This is a genomic window from Pseudoalteromonas sp. SR45-5 (assembly GCF_014163565.1).
Taxonomy (GTDB): domain Bacteria; phylum Pseudomonadota; class Gammaproteobacteria; order Enterobacterales; family Alteromonadaceae; genus Pseudoalteromonas; species Pseudoalteromonas distincta.
Map to the genome: position 1 here is coordinate 1 of NZ_JACJDN010000017.1, position 17,073 is coordinate 17,073.

The 17,073-nt window shown below is 39.0% G+C and carries 16 protein-coding genes; 5 read left to right on the plus strand and 11 right to left on the minus strand.

Annotation, left to right across the window (positions count from 1 at the left end):
• Positions 1-98: 98 nt before the first annotated feature.
• The 9 genes from H5072_RS01545 to dnaK all read right to left on the minus strand — a co-directional run bounded on the left by H5072_RS01545 (position 99) and on the right by dnaK (position 9,188).
• Positions 99-1,463: a sigma-54 dependent transcriptional regulator gene (locus tag H5072_RS01545; RefSeq protein WP_002959078.1), complete on the minus strand. Its 1,365-nt coding sequence runs from the start codon at positions 1,461-1,463 to the stop codon at positions 99-101.
• Positions 1,456-3,186 carry an ATP-binding protein gene (locus H5072_RS01550; RefSeq protein WP_182692464.1) on the minus strand — a complete coding sequence of 577 codons (1,731 nt, stop codon included), beginning with the start codon at positions 3,184-3,186 and terminating at the stop codon, positions 1,456-1,458. The genes H5072_RS01545 and H5072_RS01550 overlap by 8 nt, the downstream gene beginning before the upstream one ends.
• A gap of 190 nt (positions 3,187-3,376) precedes the next feature.
• Positions 3,377-3,640, minus strand: coding sequence for a hypothetical protein (locus H5072_RS01555; protein ID WP_024595558.1), 264 nt, complete (start codon positions 3,638-3,640; stop codon positions 3,377-3,379).
• Positions 3,641-3,801: 161 nt separating this feature from the next.
• Positions 3,802-4,053, minus strand: a complete 252-nt coding sequence (locus tag H5072_RS01560) for a hypothetical protein (protein WP_024595559.1) — start codon at positions 4,051-4,053, stop codon at positions 3,802-3,804.
• A gap of 304 nt (positions 4,054-4,357) precedes the next feature.
• Positions 4,358-4,726, minus strand: coding sequence for a response regulator (locus H5072_RS01565; RefSeq protein WP_024595560.1), 369 nt, complete (start codon positions 4,724-4,726; stop codon positions 4,358-4,360).
• 92 nt (positions 4,727-4,818) lie between these two features.
• Positions 4,819-5,223 (minus strand): DUF1761 domain-containing protein, encoded by a 405-nt coding sequence (locus H5072_RS01570; protein ID WP_024595561.1) that lies wholly within the window; start codon positions 5,221-5,223, stop codon positions 4,819-4,821.
• Positions 5,224-5,373: 150 nt separating this feature from the next.
• Complete coding sequence (gene ybaK / locus H5072_RS01575; protein ID WP_024595562.1) at positions 5,374-5,835, minus strand: Cys-tRNA(Pro) deacylase; 462 nt, start codon at positions 5,833-5,835, stop codon at positions 5,374-5,376.
• 94 nt (positions 5,836-5,929) lie between these two features.
• Positions 5,930-7,069 (minus strand): molecular chaperone DnaJ, encoded by a 1,140-nt coding sequence (dnaJ, locus tag H5072_RS01580; protein WP_002959065.1) that lies wholly within the window; start codon positions 7,067-7,069, stop codon positions 5,930-5,932.
• 202 nt (positions 7,070-7,271) lie between these two features.
• The gene (gene dnaK / locus H5072_RS01585) at positions 7,272-9,188 is read right to left on the minus strand and encodes a molecular chaperone DnaK (RefSeq protein WP_002959064.1); all 1,917 of its coding nucleotides are present in this window, start codon (positions 9,186-9,188) and stop codon (positions 7,272-7,274) included.
• Between the two features lie 241 nt (positions 9,189-9,429).
• On the opposite strand from dnaK, the gene H5072_RS01590 reads away from it, so the two are divergent.
• Positions 9,430-10,245, plus strand: coding sequence for a thioesterase family protein (locus tag H5072_RS01590; protein ID WP_182692465.1), 816 nt, complete (start codon positions 9,430-9,432; stop codon positions 10,243-10,245).
• Here the strand turns inward: H5072_RS01590 and H5072_RS01595 are convergent.
• Positions 10,234-10,953 (minus strand): ABC transporter substrate-binding protein, encoded by a 720-nt coding sequence (locus H5072_RS01595; protein WP_220488481.1) that lies wholly within the window; start codon positions 10,951-10,953, stop codon positions 10,234-10,236. The two genes, H5072_RS01590 and H5072_RS01595, sit on opposite strands and share 12 nt — an antisense overlap.
• 191 nt (positions 10,954-11,144) lie before the next feature.
• Between H5072_RS01595 and H5072_RS01600 the strand changes: the two genes are divergently transcribed.
• From H5072_RS01600 to H5072_RS01610, 3 genes are read left to right on the plus strand one after another with little or no spacing between them, the layout of a single operon-like run.
• Positions 11,145-12,311 (plus strand): paraquat-inducible protein A, encoded by a 1,167-nt coding sequence (locus tag H5072_RS01600; RefSeq protein WP_024595565.1) that lies wholly within the window; start codon positions 11,145-11,147, stop codon positions 12,309-12,311.
• A complete protein-coding gene (pqiB, locus tag H5072_RS01605) occupies positions 12,308-13,963 on the plus strand; it encodes an intermembrane transport protein PqiB (RefSeq protein WP_002959056.1) in 1,656 nt (551 codons plus the stop codon). The genes H5072_RS01600 and pqiB overlap by 4 nt, the downstream gene beginning before the upstream one ends.
• Entirely contained in the window at positions 13,963-14,571 is a 609-nt protein-coding gene (locus H5072_RS01610) for a PqiC family protein (protein ID WP_182692467.1), read from the plus strand. The genes pqiB and H5072_RS01610 overlap by 1 nt, the downstream gene beginning before the upstream one ends.
• On the opposite strand, the gene H5072_RS01615 is transcribed toward H5072_RS01610, so the two are convergent.
• On the minus strand, positions 14,568-14,909 hold the full coding sequence (locus H5072_RS01615; RefSeq protein WP_404936318.1) for a GNAT family N-acetyltransferase: 342 nt from the start codon (positions 14,907-14,909) through the stop codon (positions 14,568-14,570). The genes H5072_RS01610 and H5072_RS01615 overlap by 4 nt on opposite strands.
• A gap of 752 nt (positions 14,910-15,661) precedes the next feature.
• On the opposite strand from H5072_RS01615, the gene H5072_RS01620 reads away from it, so the two are divergent.
• The gene (locus tag H5072_RS01620) at positions 15,662-17,044 is read left to right on the plus strand and encodes a Na+/H+ antiporter NhaC family protein (RefSeq protein WP_024604188.1); all 1,383 of its coding nucleotides are present in this window, start codon (positions 15,662-15,664) and stop codon (positions 17,042-17,044) included.
• The last annotated feature ends 29 nt before the right edge of the window (positions 17,045-17,073 follow it).

Genomic DNA, 17,073 nt, shown 5'->3' on the forward strand with positions numbered 1-17,073 from the left:
TATTTCAGATGGTTAATGGGTATTGCGTATAAAAAAGAGAATAAATGTGCGGTTTCCCACACACCATAAAAACGAAGTTGTCACATAAACCACACAATTTAGTCAATAAACATATCACGGTTTAAATTGTATTTACTCATTTTATCGTAAAGGGTTTTACGAGCGATTTGCAGTGTATCCATCGTATTTTTAATACTGCCATGGTTACGCTCTAGGGCTTCTTCTATTAACGACTGCTCATAAAAAGCAACTTTTTCAGATAAGCTTAAATCGGGAGAAAGCTCACCTTTAGCCTGCGTTTTACTAACACTAAAAGCAAGTTCTACTCCTAATAAAACCGCGCGCTCAGCTTGGTTTCTAAGCTCCCTTACATTACCAGGCCAGTCGTACGCTAAGAGTCGCTGTTGTATTTCGCTATTAAGAGGTGCTGGCGGCTTGTGATAGCGTGTTGCTGCAATAGAGCTAAAGTGCTTAAACAGTAATACTATATCTGCTTTTCGAGCTCTAAGAGGCGGTATATCGACTTTTACCAAACTTAGCCGATAATATAAATCTGCTCTAAATTCACCTTTTTCAACTAATAAAAGCAAATCTACTTTAGTGGCTGCAACAATTCTTATATCTAATTCAATTGCTTTATTATCACCTACTGGAGTTACTTTTCGCTCCTCTAATACGCGTAATAATTTAACCTGCAACGACATTGGGGTACTTTCTATTTCATCTAAAAAAACTGTACCACCTTGTGCGAATTCAAACTTTCCCTTACGAGTGTGAGTTGCTCCGGTATAGGCACCACTTGCAGCACCAAATAACTCGCTTTCTATCAACTGCTCAGGCACCGCGCCGCAATTTATAGCCACAAAGTTACTTGCTGAGCGAATACTTTGATCGTGTAAGTAACGCGCTACTAGCTCTTTACCCGTGCCAGTTTCACCTTCAATCATTACATCAGCTGGGGTATCAATAACCGTATTGAGTAAATGCATCATATCTTGCATTTTAGGAGTATCACCCAGGATTCGTACACCCGGCGCTGAGGTTTTTTGTACAGCAAGTTTTAGTGCACGATTTTGAATCACTAAGCTACGCTTGTCGCATGCTCTTGCTATGCAATCAAGCAATGTTTCGTTTACTGGTTTTTCAAATAAGTCATACGCGCCTAATTGCATAGCTTTAACAGCAATAGTTACATCGGCGTACCCTGTTAAAAATATAACCGGCAGTTCACTATCAAATGCCGTGACTTGCTCAAGCAAAGTAAGCCCATCCATTGCAGGCATATTTATGTCACTCAGTACAACCCCCATAAAACGTCGATTAAGCTTTGTTAGAGCCGTACTTGCATCATTAAAGCACTCAACTGTATAGCCTTCGAGGGTAAGTAATTGTTTTAATGAATCTCTGATCATCGCTTCATCATCAACTACAATGATGTGCTTACACGGTGAGTTTTCAATCATCTGTTTTATCCTGCGTGCTTGATAGACTGATTATAAACTCAGCCCCGCCTTGCAGTCGATTGTGCGCACTTAAAGAGCCATTAAACGAGTCAATGATTTGTTTTGAAATAGATAATCCAAGGCCTAAGCCGTTACTTTCTTTAGTACTATAAAAAGGTTCGAAAATATTACCAAAAGCATGTTGCTCTATTCCAGGCCCTGTATCTAAAATTGAGAGTTTTACTCGATTATCAAAGCACTCAACATTAAAACTTAATTTACGTATTATTGCGCCATTCATAGCTTGGCTCGCGTTAGTTATTAAGTTAACCAACACTTGCTCAAATTTAAGTGAATCAACCCACACTATTAACCCACTATCTAAATTAGGCTGCTCTACGTGTACGTTATCTTGTTTTAGTTGTGAGCTGGCAATCATCAAGGCGTTATTTAATAAACCAGCTAACGGATAAGGTCTTAATTGAGTTTGTGATGGTTTGCTAAAATGTTTTAGCTGCCCCACTATTTTGTGTACGCGACCTACAAGCCCCTCAATCACAGTTATGCTTTCGCCAAGTGCGGTGTAATTTTGCTTAGCGAGTAAACGTTTGGCGCTTGCTAGGTAAGTATTCATAGCGCTAAGGGGCTGGTTTATTTCGTGATTAATACCTGCGCTTAACTGCCCAATTGTTGCAAGTTTTGCTGATTGAACTAATGCAACTTGCGTTTTCTCAAGCTCTTGTGTGCGCTCAATCACTTTTTGCTCAAGACTATGCCTAGAGTAAACGAGCTTTTTATAACCCGCAAAACGAGCAAGTAAACTATAACCAACAATCATAACTAAAGCATAAATACTAAATGCCCAAAACAAGCGTATTAATTGAGCTGAATTTACTTTTGTAATATCAACAAGTACGTTCATATGTGCACTAAAGTAACGCAATGGTTTTGTCGCACTCACATAAAGGTTTTTATTAATTCTGAAATGCGAAATACCCTGGCTCTTATATTGAAATTGCTTAATATATACAGGTTGATGATCTAAATAAGCACGGCGTAACTTTATATTACGTCGCTTTGTTATATCAAACTCACTGAAGCTATTTAAACGCCATGTTTGCATATCAGACATCGCAATTACATTATCACTAAGCTCTAAATAAAAATGGCTACCTTTAGATGTATTTAAAAGCTCTCTGTCGTTTTCAAATTTGCTTACATTCACTTTTAATACAACAACACCAACCGCTTTGTTGTCGTGATAAACAGCCTGCGAAAAATAAATACCACGCTCTTTTGAACGCATACCTAGTGCAAAGTAGGCCACTTTTTCACCTGCAAATGCACGTTTAAAGTAAGGTCTAAAGGCAAAGTTACTGCCTAAAAATGTGTAATCGGCTTGCCAGTTACTACTTGCCGTTACTGCGCCTTGGGCATTAAGTACAAATATATCTGATGCACCACTGGCTTGTTGTATATCAGCTAAGTAGTTATTTATAGCGTTGTAATGGGCTTGGTCGCCGTTTGCAAATTCAATCATTAACTGATTATAAGTAAGTAGCTGGGGAATAGCCGAAAAACGAGCGAGTTCAGTATCAATGTAATTATTTAATTGAGTAACCTGACGCTGCGCTTGAGCTGTTGCTTTTTCAATATCGTGAGCGCGGCCTACCCAAAATGTAACAACCAAAATTAATACTAATAATATACATACTGTAATTATTTTTTTAGAAAACGTAAACATGGCCTACCCGAGAAATAGCCTAAAAATTTAAGGTCGCTAGTGTAACGACTTATATGAGGCAGGGATATAAACTTTTTGTTAACAAATGAATTTAATTATACTTGTTAATTAAATTTAGTCCTAAAAACAAAAAACACCGCAAACAGTTGTGCTTGCAGTGTTTAAGGTTTAGAACAAAATTAATACGTTATTAATTTGTAGCTAAAGCTGATCTGTTTTTTAGGTATTTGTATAAACCAATTAATGAAGCAGCTATCCAAAATATTTCTATCACAAAGCTCGCTAAATTAAAGTTATAGCAAAGGCTAATTAACAACAAAATCGCCCCTGTTAAATTCATCATATTATACGTTAGGCTAGATGGAGACGTCTTTCCTAGCTGCAGTAAGAAAAATGAACCAACTACTAAAAAAGTACCTGTCATACCTATGATGTCAAATAAGAGTGCTATCACGAAACTATCCTTTATCCATTTTTAAATAACCCAATAAACTGGCCCGATCCATGGGGAGGGTATTTTTTCATTCATTGAAACAGCAAACCGAGCGATTCTATCAATATGGTAAATTCTAACAAGGCCATATGTCCGTATGAATAAATTTTACTGTATCTGAATTATTTAAACGTTACTTTGCCACCAATTATTTTATAGGCAGGCGCACCACGAATAATCGCTTCTCGGGCAAAAGGCCGACTACAGTTAGGGCAAATACAGGGCTCTTGTGTAAAGTCTTGACTAATACGCTCTTTAAAACACTTAACTAATGCTCCTTTGCCTCCTTTTCGATACTTAAATAAGGAAGCTTTACAAGCAGAGCAAAAAATATCGACCGTTTTAGTGGGGCCTTTTTTATTAGGTTTTGCCATTAAGTCCTGCTGTACTGTATAAAAAATTATTCTTTATGATACCAGTTTATAGTAATTCGTTTAATTAAGTGATCTATTTGAGGGTAGAAAAACGTGTTGATAGCTAGGCGAAGATTCGCTATTTAACTGTTCTAAATGAGAATTTTTTAACACAGGGAGCGACACGTTTAGCCTCGAAAAATGATTAAGTATGATTGCTCATTGGTATTAGGTGGGTAAAGGTGACCACTGGGTTTTAAAATTTTTACGCGGTATGGATATTAAAGTGAGCTCATAATAATTTAATGATGATGAAAAATATAACCTAATCTTTGAAAAAGAAGCGGTTTAATTGAGATGATAATACATTCATATTAAAAGGTTTGATTATAAACCCCGATACTTTAGCCGCAATAACTTGCTTAACTTTATCTGTACTATCCTCACAGGTAACCATCAACACAGGAATATCGGCAAGGGCTCTGTCTTTTCGAATGTTTGTGAGTAAATCAACACCATCCATTTTTGGCATATGAAGATCTGTAATAACCAAATCGAAATGTTGGTCACGCAATAAAGCCAAAGCTTGTAATCCATCTGTAGCTTCAACGATATTGCAATACTCCAATTTTCTTAGCATATTAATTAAAACATGACGCATGAGCGGCATATCATCAACTACTAATATTTTCATTAATACTGCTACCAAATCATGTAAATACGATTATATAAACCTACTCTACTCTCAGGTAAGAATCAAACCGGGCATTAACGGCTACTCAACCCTTACGGCCAAATACCTAAAATAAGCCCCATTAACGAAAACTGTAAAATACAGTAACTCCCATTAATTAAAAATAGTTTTAAAGGGCGTTGCTCAAATATATAACTTAACCCTAGTGAACTACTGATCCAAAAAAAGCCGATCACAAAGCCTGTTCCTACACACTCAACTAAACTTGCGTCTTTACCTAAAAATAGAGACAACATTAAAGCCGCTATAAATACTAAAAAGAAGCTGCCGCCAAATATCAACTTAGGATTGGCTGATTGTAAATCAAGGTCAGTTAAGCCAATACTTTCTAGCCAAGCGTTTTTAAAGAGTGCTTTTGAGTACCATATGCCGCCAAGCATAAAAGAAGACAGTGCAGCCACCAGTATTGCAAAATAATCTACATCTAAAAGGTTCATACAAACAGCCGTATACAAAATGTGTAATACCGTTTGGTATTAAATATTAACGGTATAAAGATACTCTCAATGTAGTTACAAATAAGGTATTGAGCAAATTGCTTAACTTGAGTTAATTGCCTTTATGGAGAGTAATTTTAAAAATAAAGGCTATAAATCGCCAAATTTAGCGCTAGTTAACGCCGCTAAATTAGTTGGGGAGAGTGCGATTTCTAAACCTCGCTTTCCGGCGCTCACATAAATAGTATCAAAAAGTGAAGCACTACTATGAATAAACGTAGCTAAGCGTTTTTTTTGTCCAAGTGGACTTACTCCCCCTAAAATATAACCAGTGCTAGCTTGAACTTTTTGCGGGGCAGCCATGGCTACTTTTTTGGCACCACATAGTTTTGCCAACTGTTTTAAGTTAACTTGTTGCGACACAGGAGTAACAGCAACAATTAGCTGCCTTTCATGCGTTTCAAGAACGAGAGTTTTATATACTTGGGCGCTATCTAAATTTAACTTTTCAACAGCTTCAAGCCCATATTGACTATTACCTGCATCGTGTTCGTAACTGAGTACTTCAAAGGGGATTTTTTGTTTTTTAAGTAATTCGATTGCTGGGGTCATACTATTTAATCGTGTTTTTTTTAACAGTAACAAAAATAAAATTTAAAGCAAAAAAAACGACGCTAAAAAGCGCCGTTTCATTATTAATAATAATTTACTTAGTTAAATCATCAAAAAACTTTTTAACACCGTCAAAAAAGCCTTGCTCTTTAGGACGATTTTTCGAGCTATCTGTACCCATACTTTCATCTAACTCTTGCAGTAGTTCACGTTGACGCTCGTTAAGATTAACTGGCGTTTCGATTACTACCTTACAAATTAGATCGCCTTGGGCACCACTTCGAACAGACTTAACGCCTTTGCCACGCATACGGAACATTTTGCCCGTTTGCGTTTCAGAAGGTATTTTAAGTTTTGCACGACCATCAAGTGTTGGCACCTGAATTTCGCCACCAAGACCTGCTGTTGTAAAGCTAATTGGTACTTCACAGTATAAATTATTTGCTTCACGTACAAATATTTCATGTTCGCGAACAGATACTTGCACGTACAAGTCGCCAGATGGCGCGCCGTGCATTCCGGCTTCACCTTCACCAGTTAAGCGGATACGGTCTCCTGTATCAACGCCAGCTGGAATTTTAACTGAAAGCGTTTTAGTTTTTTCTACGCGGCCTTGACCATGACATTTGTTACAAGGGTCTGAAATAATCTGACCTTGTCCCTGACACGTTGGACACGTTTGCTGAACAGCAAAGAAACCTTGGCGCATTTGTACTTGGCCAGCACCATGACATGTAGTACATGTTTTAGGCTTAGAACCTGCTTTAGCACCACTGCCATCACATGGCTCACAACCCACCCATGTTGGTACTTTAATTTCAACTTCTTTACCACGAACCGCTTCTTCTAAGCTCAAGTCCATGTTGTAACGTAAGTCAGAACCACGTTGTTGACGAGATTGACGTCGACCACCGCCGCCACCAAAAATATCGCCAAATACGTCACCAAATACATCACCAAAATCGCCATGACCGCCACCAAAGCCGCCATGACCACCGCCACCGCCTTGCTCAAATGCCGCGTGACCATGTTGGTCATACATTTGGCGTTTTTGAGGATCGGTTAAAATCTCGTAAGCTTCTTTAACTTCTTTAAATTTAGTTTCAAGCTCTTTATCGCCTGCGGTACGATCTGGATGATATTTCATCGCTAAGCGTTTATACGCTTTTTTTATGTCTCGCTCACTCGCATCTTTGCTTACGCCGAGGGCTTCGTAATAATCGCGTTTTGACATATCTATCACACTACTCTTTTCTGTTTGCAGCGTGAGCTGCTGGATAAACCGATAAATCGCATCGATTTATCATTGAATTTTTAAACCTTAAATACATGCAAAAGGCGCGACAAGCTATTGCTCGCGCGCCTCAATTGTTCATCCTAACCTAAACACTCGATTGAGTTAAGTGTTTTTGGCTAGCGAGAAGCGTTAGCAACAATTACTTGTCGTCTTTCACTTCTTCGAACTCTGCATCAACAACGTCGTCGTCTTGCTTAGCTGATTGCTGTTGCTCGCCTGCATCTGCTGAACCTTGCTGTGCTTTCGCTTGTGCAATTTCCATTAGTTTTTGAGACTTTTCAGCAAGAGCTTGAGTTTTAGCTTCAATCTCTTCTTTGTTGTCGCTCTTAATAGCAGCTTCTAAATCTACAACAGCCGCTTCAATCGCTTCTTTGTCTTCGCTTGGTAATGCATCGCCAGCTTCTTCAATTTGCTTACGAGTACCGTGTACTAGAGCATCAGCTTGGTTACGAGCAGCTACAAGTTCTTCAAACTTTTTATCGTCTTCAGCATGTGCTTCTGCATCACGAACCATTTTTTCAACTTCTTCATCGCTTAAGCCTGAAGATGCTTGAATTGTGATTTTTTGCTCTTTACCTGTATCTTTATCTTTTGCAGATACATGTAAGATACCATCGGCATCAACATCGAATGTTACTTCGATTTGCGGTGTACCACGTTGTGCTGGGCGAATACCTTCTAGGTTAAATTGACCTAGAGATTTATTGTCGCTTGAACGTTTACGCTCACCTTGTAACACGTGAATTGTTACAGCAGATTGGTTATCTTCAGCTGTTGAGAATGTTTGCGATTTCTTAGTAGGAATCGTCGTGTTTTTCTCAATTAATGCAGTCATTACTGAGCCCATTGTCTCAATACCTAGAGATAATGGAGAAACGTCTAGTAATAGTACATCTTTAACGTCACCAGCAAGTACACCACCTTGAATCGCTGCGCCTACTGCAACTGCTTCATCAGGGTTTACGTCTTTACGTGGTTCTTTACCGAAGAAATCAGCAACTGTTTTTTGTACTAAAGGCATACGTGTTTGGCCACCAACAAGAATAATATCGTTGATGTCGCTTACTGATAAATCAGCATCAGCAAGTGCACGTTTAAGTGGCTCTAGAGATTTAGTTACTAAATCTTCAACTAGTGATTCAAGCTTAGCACGTGTTAGTTTCACGTTCATGTGCTTAGGACCAGATGCATCAGCAGTTACATACGGAAGGTTTACTTCAGTTGATTGTGCAGATGACAGTTCAATTTTTGCTTTTTCAGCAGCTTCTTTAACACGTTGCATTGCAAGAGGATCAGTTTTTAAGTCTAAACCTTGATCTTTCTTGAATTCAGCTACTAGGTAGTTGATTACACGGTTATCGAAATCTTCACCACCTAAGTGAGTATCACCGTTTGTAGCAAGTACTTCAAACGTGTGCTCGCCTTCAACTTCATCAATTTCAATGATTGATAAATCGAAAGTACCGCCACCTAAGTCATATACTGCAACGATGTTTTCGCCACGGTTTTTATCCATACCGTAAGCAAGTGCCGCAGCAGTTGGCTCATTGATAATACGTTTAACTTCAAGACCCGCAATACGGCCAGCATCTTTCGTTGCTTGACGTTGTGAATCGTTAAAGTATGCAGGTACTGTGATTACAGCTTCAGTTACTTCTTCACCTAAGAAGTCCTCTGCCGTTTTCTTCATTTTTTTCAGTACTTCAGCAGAAATTTGTGGTGCAGCGCGTTTTTCGCCACCTGCTTCTACCCATGCATCGCCGTTATCAGCTTTGATGATTTTAAACGGCATGATGCCGATATCGCGTTGTACTTCTTCGTCTTCAAAACGACGACCAATTAAACGCTTGATTGCAAATAATGTGTTTGTCGGGTTAGTAACCGCTTGACGCTTAGCAGATTGACCTACTAATGTTTCGCCGTCTTGCGTGTAAGCAATAATAGACGGGGTTGTGCGATCGCCTTCCGCGTTTTCAATAACACGTGCTTTGCCACCATCAAGTACTGCAACACAAGAGTTTGTAGTACCTAAATCGATTCCAATAATTTTACCCATGAAACTTCTCCAACTTCAATATTCGTTAATACGTTCGATGACATAGTAAATAGGGATGCGCCAAACTTATTTCAACTGTAAAAATGAAAAAAAATCCATTTTTTGTGATTTATTTACAAAATAACCCTAACAATTGTAAGGAATGGTGATTTTTGCACCGCCAGAGACGTTTTTAATTACTGGTCTGACTAGTTTGGTTGTGTTATAAATTTATTAAATCGCACTATAAAAGGACATCTTCATGCATTTTGAACAATTACTTCTCCAAGCTGCAAAAATTGGAAGTTCAGACAATACCGAACAATTAACTAGCACAATGCAATTTCCAGAAAACTGGTGCCAAGGCAGAACTGCTTTTGGTGGGCTCTCAGCCGCACTGTTGTATCAAGCTATCAGAGGAAAAGTATCCAGTGATCGTCGCCTACTCTCACTCAGTACAAATTTTGTAGGGCCATTACTAGCTGATACTCCTTTTTCGTTATCGGTAGAAATATTACGACAAGGTAAAAGCAGCACACAGGTACTCGCCAAAGCCATTCAAAATGAACAAGTGTGTGTAATTGTACAAGCGTGTTTTGCTAAAAGTAGAGAGTCGGGTGTAAATGTGCCTGTTTCAAAGTCTTTAGGGTTAAAACCGGTAGACGAGCGCCATACTCTACCTTTTATTAAAGGCCAGATGCCTGAATTTTTTCAACATGTTGATTTATGCCCTCAACAAGGTGCCATGCCATTTAGCAGCGCAGAAACGTCTCACTTAGGGGGATGGATGCGCTTTAAGCACACCCCAGAGCAAATAACTGAAGCGCATGTAATTGCATTAACAGATGCATGGCCACCTACGTTATTACAAATGTTTAAACAACCCGCTCCAGCTAGTAGCATGTCATGGTATTTAGAGTTTGTACAAGAGCCAAACTTATCACCTGGCGAATGGCTTGGCTTTGAAGCAATCACTCATCATTCAAAAGGTGGCTATGGTTTAGAAGATGGCTGTATATGGTCACAATCCGGTGAGCTAATAGCGCTTACACGTCAAACAGTGGCGTTATTTGATTGATGAATGGGTTTGGCCTTCATCAACAATTCTTTTATAAGTACCGTTTTGCTTGATGAGCGCCAAACCTATATCAAACTCAGTAGCTAAAGAGAGGTTATTAAAATAAGCAGGTCGCTCTGCTTTTGGAAATAAAGTGTAAATTTGCACAGCTTCGGGTGATTTATGTTGATTGTAGTAATAGTAAAAAATACGCTTATCTAACACAATTACATCCACCCAACCTTTTAACAGCTTATCTACCTGCGCCTTTTGATTAATAACCTCTTGATATGAGCTAAAGTGTTTAACATTACTTTTAAATATAGAAGGCAGATATGCAGTTGCATTTTGAAAAGCAAGGACGTTTTTATTAAACATGCCTTCTATTTCATCAATATTATATTTATTTCGCTTGAGTGTGATGGCTACATTTTCATAACTAAGTACCGGTTTACTTGGGTAAATACATGGACTACCTCCTCCTGCATAATTTAAAAGTATATCTACTCCTTTATTATGCAATTGATGCTCAGCGCGTTTATTCGACATATATTGCACATTAATATTGGCAAATCCATTAGCCTTTAACGCGGCTTTGATTAAACCTAGGTGTATACCCGAGTCTGTTTTTTCAAAAACATAGGGCGGAATTGATGCGCTCGCGGCGATAATTACTTCTCGCTCTTTATTAATAGCCACAGCATTTTGCGAACAAATAAAGAGCCACATTTGTATGCAGTACAAATAATATTTCACACGCTTCCTTTATATAACGAGCAGCTTGATGGCAGAACGCGTTGTATTAATGTATTAAATATAGCAAAATTGAAGAAATATTCTTCTTGCTTGGTATTAAATTGCAAACTGTCTGCCCCTGCTGCGATCTGATCATAGATATACCTCGCATAATCGCAAAACAAATGGCGATATGCCCACATTGTCACCATAAACTTTGCGAAGCCGATGTTAATCACGACAGTCGCATAGTTGCACTAAGCTTTAGCGCACTATTAATGTTGCTCAGCAGTATGTTTTACCCTTTTATTTCATTTAGTAGTAGCGGTATAACTCAAACTATTACACTGCCCGACGCGGCTCGAATTTTGTTTAATTATGATAGTGAGCTACTTGGCTTATTTATTGATTTGAGCATTATTGCCCTGCCCATGGGTTTGCTTGTTATTTTAATTCCTTTGCATCTTGGGCTTTTAAAAGCATTACCAGAGAGCATTGCAAGGCGACTACTAAAGTTCACTTTGGCGTTAGAGCCTTGGATTATGTCGGAAATATTTTTAATTGGCGTACTTGTTAGTATGGTTAAAATCATGTCGCTGGCTGATATTAGCTTCGGCACGAGTTTTTGGGCTTATGTGGGGTTTGTTATTTTATACATAGCTGCACTTGTTCACTTAAATCGCCCACGCTTATGGGCTCAAATAAAGCCTGTAAAAGTACTCGAAGGCGCAGAGCATGCTAAACGTGCAATAGATGAAAATATTAAAGCCTGCCATGTGTGCCATCAACTATGTACCGGTAATATTTGCCAGCGTTGCCATACAAAAACACACGTCAGAAACCCTTATAGCGTACAAAAAGCAGCAGCTTGGCTAATTACTTCTGTTGTTTGTTATATTCCAGCAAATGTTTTACCTATTATGCACACCACTAGCCTTGGGGATGAATCCCCTTCGACTTTAATTGGTGGTGTTATTACTCTTTGGAAAAGTGGCTCCTACCCTATTGCCGCTATTATATTTTTAGCCAGCGTTGTGGTGCCACTTGCTAAAGCTTTTGTATTGAGCTTTTTATGCTTTATGGTTACAAGGCCTGCCAATAAACATACAAAAAGTTACACCCGAATTTATCAACTGACTGAGTTTATTGGTAAATGGTCGATGATAGATGTATTCGTGGTTGCTATTTTAGTGGCCTTAGTTCAACTGGGTAATTTAATGTCAGTAACGCCAGGATTAGGCATTGTATTTTTTACAGTTATGGTAATATGCCAAATGATGGCTGCCCATGCCTTTGACCCACGCTTATTGTGGGATTCCCCTAAAAACAAAAAATCAGAGAACAAAGCATGACCGAAACCGCCGAAATAACAAAAGAACCGAAAATTTCCGCTATCTGGATCATTCCGGCAATTGCGCTGTTAGTAGGCATGTGGATGTTATACCAATACCAAGCTAATAAAGGCCCTACAATTTTTATCGAAATGCCACAAGCAGAAGGTATTATTGCAGGTAAAACTGAAATAAAAGTGCGCAGTGTAAAAATAGGTCAAATTGATCATGTTCGGCTATCCGACACGCAAGACAGCGTAATTGCTCGCGCGCAAATAGATAAAAATTACAACGAGCTACTGACTGACGATGCCAAAATTTGGGTCGTGAAACCACGCATTGATGAAACAGGTATTAGCGGGATGAGTACGTTATTGTCTGGTGTATATTTAGAGTTTTCACCAGGTGAAAGTAAAGAACTAAAAGAGCGTTTTAAGTTACAAGATGAACCAGCCCTCATTGGTAAAGATGTGAAAGGTGGTCGTTTTAAATTAATGAGTTACAACGCTGAAGTACTTGATGTAAGCACCGGTATATTCTTCAAAAATTATAAAATAGGGCAAATAGAAACCGCCACTTTTGATTGGGAAAACCAAGCAATGAAGTACGGCGTATTTATTAAAGCCCCTTATCAAAATCTGATCACCATGAACTCTATTTTTTGGGTGAACGCAGGAATTGAAATTGACCTATCTGCCGATGGCATCAATATTAATACAGGCTCTTTAAGCAAACTATTAAAAGGCGGTATTTCGGTTGGTTTACCTGAACAACAGGCCCCGGGTGAAATAGCACAAGATGGGCATAGCTTTTCATTAAGCCAAAGCTATAAAGAGGCGTTAGAAGAGCGCTTTTATGATTTTGATTACTACCTAATTGAATTTGAACAATCAGTTCGAGGACTACGGACAGGTGCACCTGTCGAGTACAGAGGTATGCGTGTAGGTACTGTTGTTGAAACCCCTGCCAATGTAATTATTGACGGTAAACCTGCCCACTTTAGAAACCATAATACGGCGGTTCCAGTGCTTATAAAAGTAGAATACGGACGCTTGTATCATGACAGTGCTTCAGCAAAAGAGTATTGGCAAGGCAGTTTAAAGGGCTGGATTGAAAGTGGGATGCGCGCCTCGTTAAAGCCTGGTAATTTATTAACGGGTGCTGTGTATGTAGATTTTGATATATACCCCGACGCGCCAGAAGCGCACCTAGGTAAACTTGTGCAGTATGATGTTTTTCCGAGTATTTCAAGCGGTATAACTGTATTAGCAGATCAAGTTTCTGACGTACTTAATAAGGTAAATAACTTAAAAGTTGAAGATAGCTTGGCACAAATGCAAGCTACATTTACCGATTACCGAGCGCTTGCTAATGAAATGCGAGAGCTGCTAAGCCAAAAAGATACACAAAACTTACCTGGCGACTTTAACCGTAATTTCGAAAAGATGACAAAAAGCATGGAGCAGTTTGAAGTCACTATGCGCCAATTTGATAAAACCATGGCCAGTTACCAAGCCGGTTCTGAACTTCATCATCAAATACAGCAAACATTAAAAGAGTTTAAACGTTTAAGTGAGGGCCTACAGCCTCTAACTCGCGGATTAAACGAGCAACCTAATATGCTAATTTTTGATAAATCATTACCAGCAGATCCAAAACCAAGGAAGCAATAATGAAATCGTTATTTTTAACTGCAAGTTTATTATTACTATTGGCAGGTTGTAGTTCATCAATACAAACTGCGACACAGTATTACCAGTTTGAGCAGCCTATAGGTGCATCGTCTCGAAACGTTGCAGATACAGATGCGCAACTAAGAATACAAACTGTTGTACTTAGAGGCGCTTTAAATAATTTGGGCATTGCTATGAAAATAGATAGCAACCAAATTCATGCTGCAAATTATAACCTGTGGGGCGAATCGCCGGATGTAATGCTTACTGCAACAGCCCAGCAAACACTTTTTAATGCTATGCCCAACTGGATGGTAATAAAAGGCTTACCGGTCATTACTGAACTTGATCAACAAACGTTTTATGAGCTTGAATACGAAATTCACCACTTTAATGGCGATATGCAAGGTAACGCTGATATTTCTGGGCTTTGGCGTTTATATTACACACACCCTGAAACAGGCCGACGCCTTATAAGTATTAATAATTTTTCGCAATTGGTCCCTATTGATGATGATGGCTATGATAGCCTGGTTTCGACACTTGAAGCAACATGGCTAAATATAAACCTAAATGTTGCAAAACAAATAGAACAAGCAAGACTTTAATCGTTAAGTGACAATATAATCACGGCGGTTTTATCATCATTGATAACCGCCTTGCCCTCTATTTTAAAACCCAATTTTAACAACACATTCTGCGATGCCCTATTATCTGGTGATGTTATTGCACACAGTTTTGTAATTCCAAATTCATGCTTATGTTGCAAAAGTGCGCTGGCCGCTTCAAAAACATAACCCTTTTTTTCAAAACCGCTTACAAGTGCAAAACCTAAATCAGGTTGTTGTAACGCGGCGCGTTTATAAAACCCAACAACGCCAACCACTACAGCATTATGCAAAGTAATAATGTAAGGCCCAAAGCCTTGGCGTACATGAGAAGCAATAAATGACTAGGGCCTGTTGACCTTTCAGGATTAAAATTTGTTCAATCTAGGGGCGATTTAATCGCGGCGTGAGGTTTATAACCTAGTGGGCTAAGTAAAAACCGAGCAACAAAGAGTTAATTGCCCCTAGGTAGAACCCTTCGGGCAGCGCATGTTTGGCATTTATGCTGTGTTATCGCCTATCTATGGGGAATAACCACACTACATAGGCTCTGCCTTGCCTAAATACCAAACATACTGCTGCAAATTTAACCTCGAAAGATAAACAGGCCCTATAATGTACGACTTGGCATCATCAAGGGTATAGATTGCTTTATCACCAATATGCTATATGAAACTCGCCTGATTAACTAGCTTAAGTAAAATAGCTGCATCAAGCTCATTTGCATGGCGCAACAACAATCGATTTGTTTTAAATACAGCGTTCAATGTAAGCTCCTCTAAAAAACTTTGTTTTGCATGTAACTTTTTGTTGACTGAAATTAAAAAGCAGATTATTTTTGCGCCGATGTTTTTACAGGCACAACAATAGCGGTTTGCACTCCTTGCACCGTCTGGCGCCAAAGCCAACGCGTTTCACTTAAGCCGCTATTTAACATAACTGTTTATGTGTCTCTCCCTCGCGTACAAAAGCAGTGACTTGGAAGATGATTTTACAACAAACTTATCATCTTCTTTGTTTTTGTATAAGCAGTTTAAAAATTAATACTATTGTAATTTTTATACATGCTTTTAATTTTGTGAATACTTAAATGCTTGAACCTTCTGCGTTAAGTTTACTGCCACCTTTGGTGGTAGTTGTATTGGCTGTTGTATTACGCCGCCCTATTTTATCTTTACTTATTGGTGCTTTAGTTGGTTTAGTTATCGCCGATCCTGCACAGGTACTTACTAACTTTGCGAGTACATCGCTAAAAGTGATGACAGACGAAACCATCGGCTGGCTAATACTTGTATGTGGTGGCTTCGGTGCTTTAATCGCGCTATTAGTGCGCACAGGTGGCGCATCGGCTTTTGGCAAGTTAGCCCTTAAATACACTAAAGGTAAACGCTCATCTTTGTTTATGACCTTTTGTTTGGGTGTAGTTATTTTTATTGATGACTACTTAAATGCGCTTACCGTGGGTGAAACCATGAAACGCATTACCGATAAATTTAAAGTGAGCCGTGAGATGCTTGCCTATGTTGTAGACTCTACTGCTGCACCAATTTGTGTACTTGTCCCTTTATCTACCTGGGCGGTTTTTTTTGGTGGCTTACTTGTAGATAACGGTATTGCAGAAGAAGGCAAAGGGATTGCAGTTTATATCCAAGCCATACCGTACATGTTTTATGCGTGGTTTGCAGTGCTTGTTGTTTTACTTGTTGTGCTGGGTATTATTCCTGCGATTGGTCCAATGAAAAAAGCAGAGCAAATGGCACAAATTGAGCAAGCTCAAGTCGACCCTGCTCAATACAATGACGTTCAAACAGCGGATGAATATGCGGTAAAAGCCGTAGAAGAGAACTTTGAAGATGCTGATCCTAAAGGTAAATTACGTAACTTTTTGGTGCCGATTATTTTACTGGTTGCATTTACTGTTTACTTTGAAATAGACGTATACAAAGGCTTATTAGCAACAATGGCGGTCACTCTCCCGTTTTATGCTCTACAAAAATTAATGAGTGTAAGTGAAATGATTGAACGCATGCTTGATGGCTTTAAAAGTATGATCCCCGCGATTGGTACTGTTATAGCTGCGTTTATATTTAAAGATGTATGCGACTTAATTGGTTTGCCTCAGTTTGTTATTGGCAGCTTAAGCCCTTATATGACCGCTGCATACTTACCAGCCGTGGTATTTATTTCAATGGCTATTTTAGCGTTTGCAACGGGGTCTAGCTGGGGTATTTTTGCTGTATCAATTCCCATTGTTATGCCACTGGCTAATGCGGTTGATGCAAACATACCACTGGTCATTGGGGCGCTATTATCGGCTTCTTCTTTTGGTAGCCAAGCGTGTTTTTACTCAGATTCAACCGTACTCGCAGCGCAAGGTTCTGGTTGTAATTTAATGAGCCATGCTGTTACACAATTGCCATACACGCTAATTGCTGCGGCATTAGCTGTTATAGGCTTTTTAATAATGGCTTAAATACTATACCAATCCGCAATAATACTTAA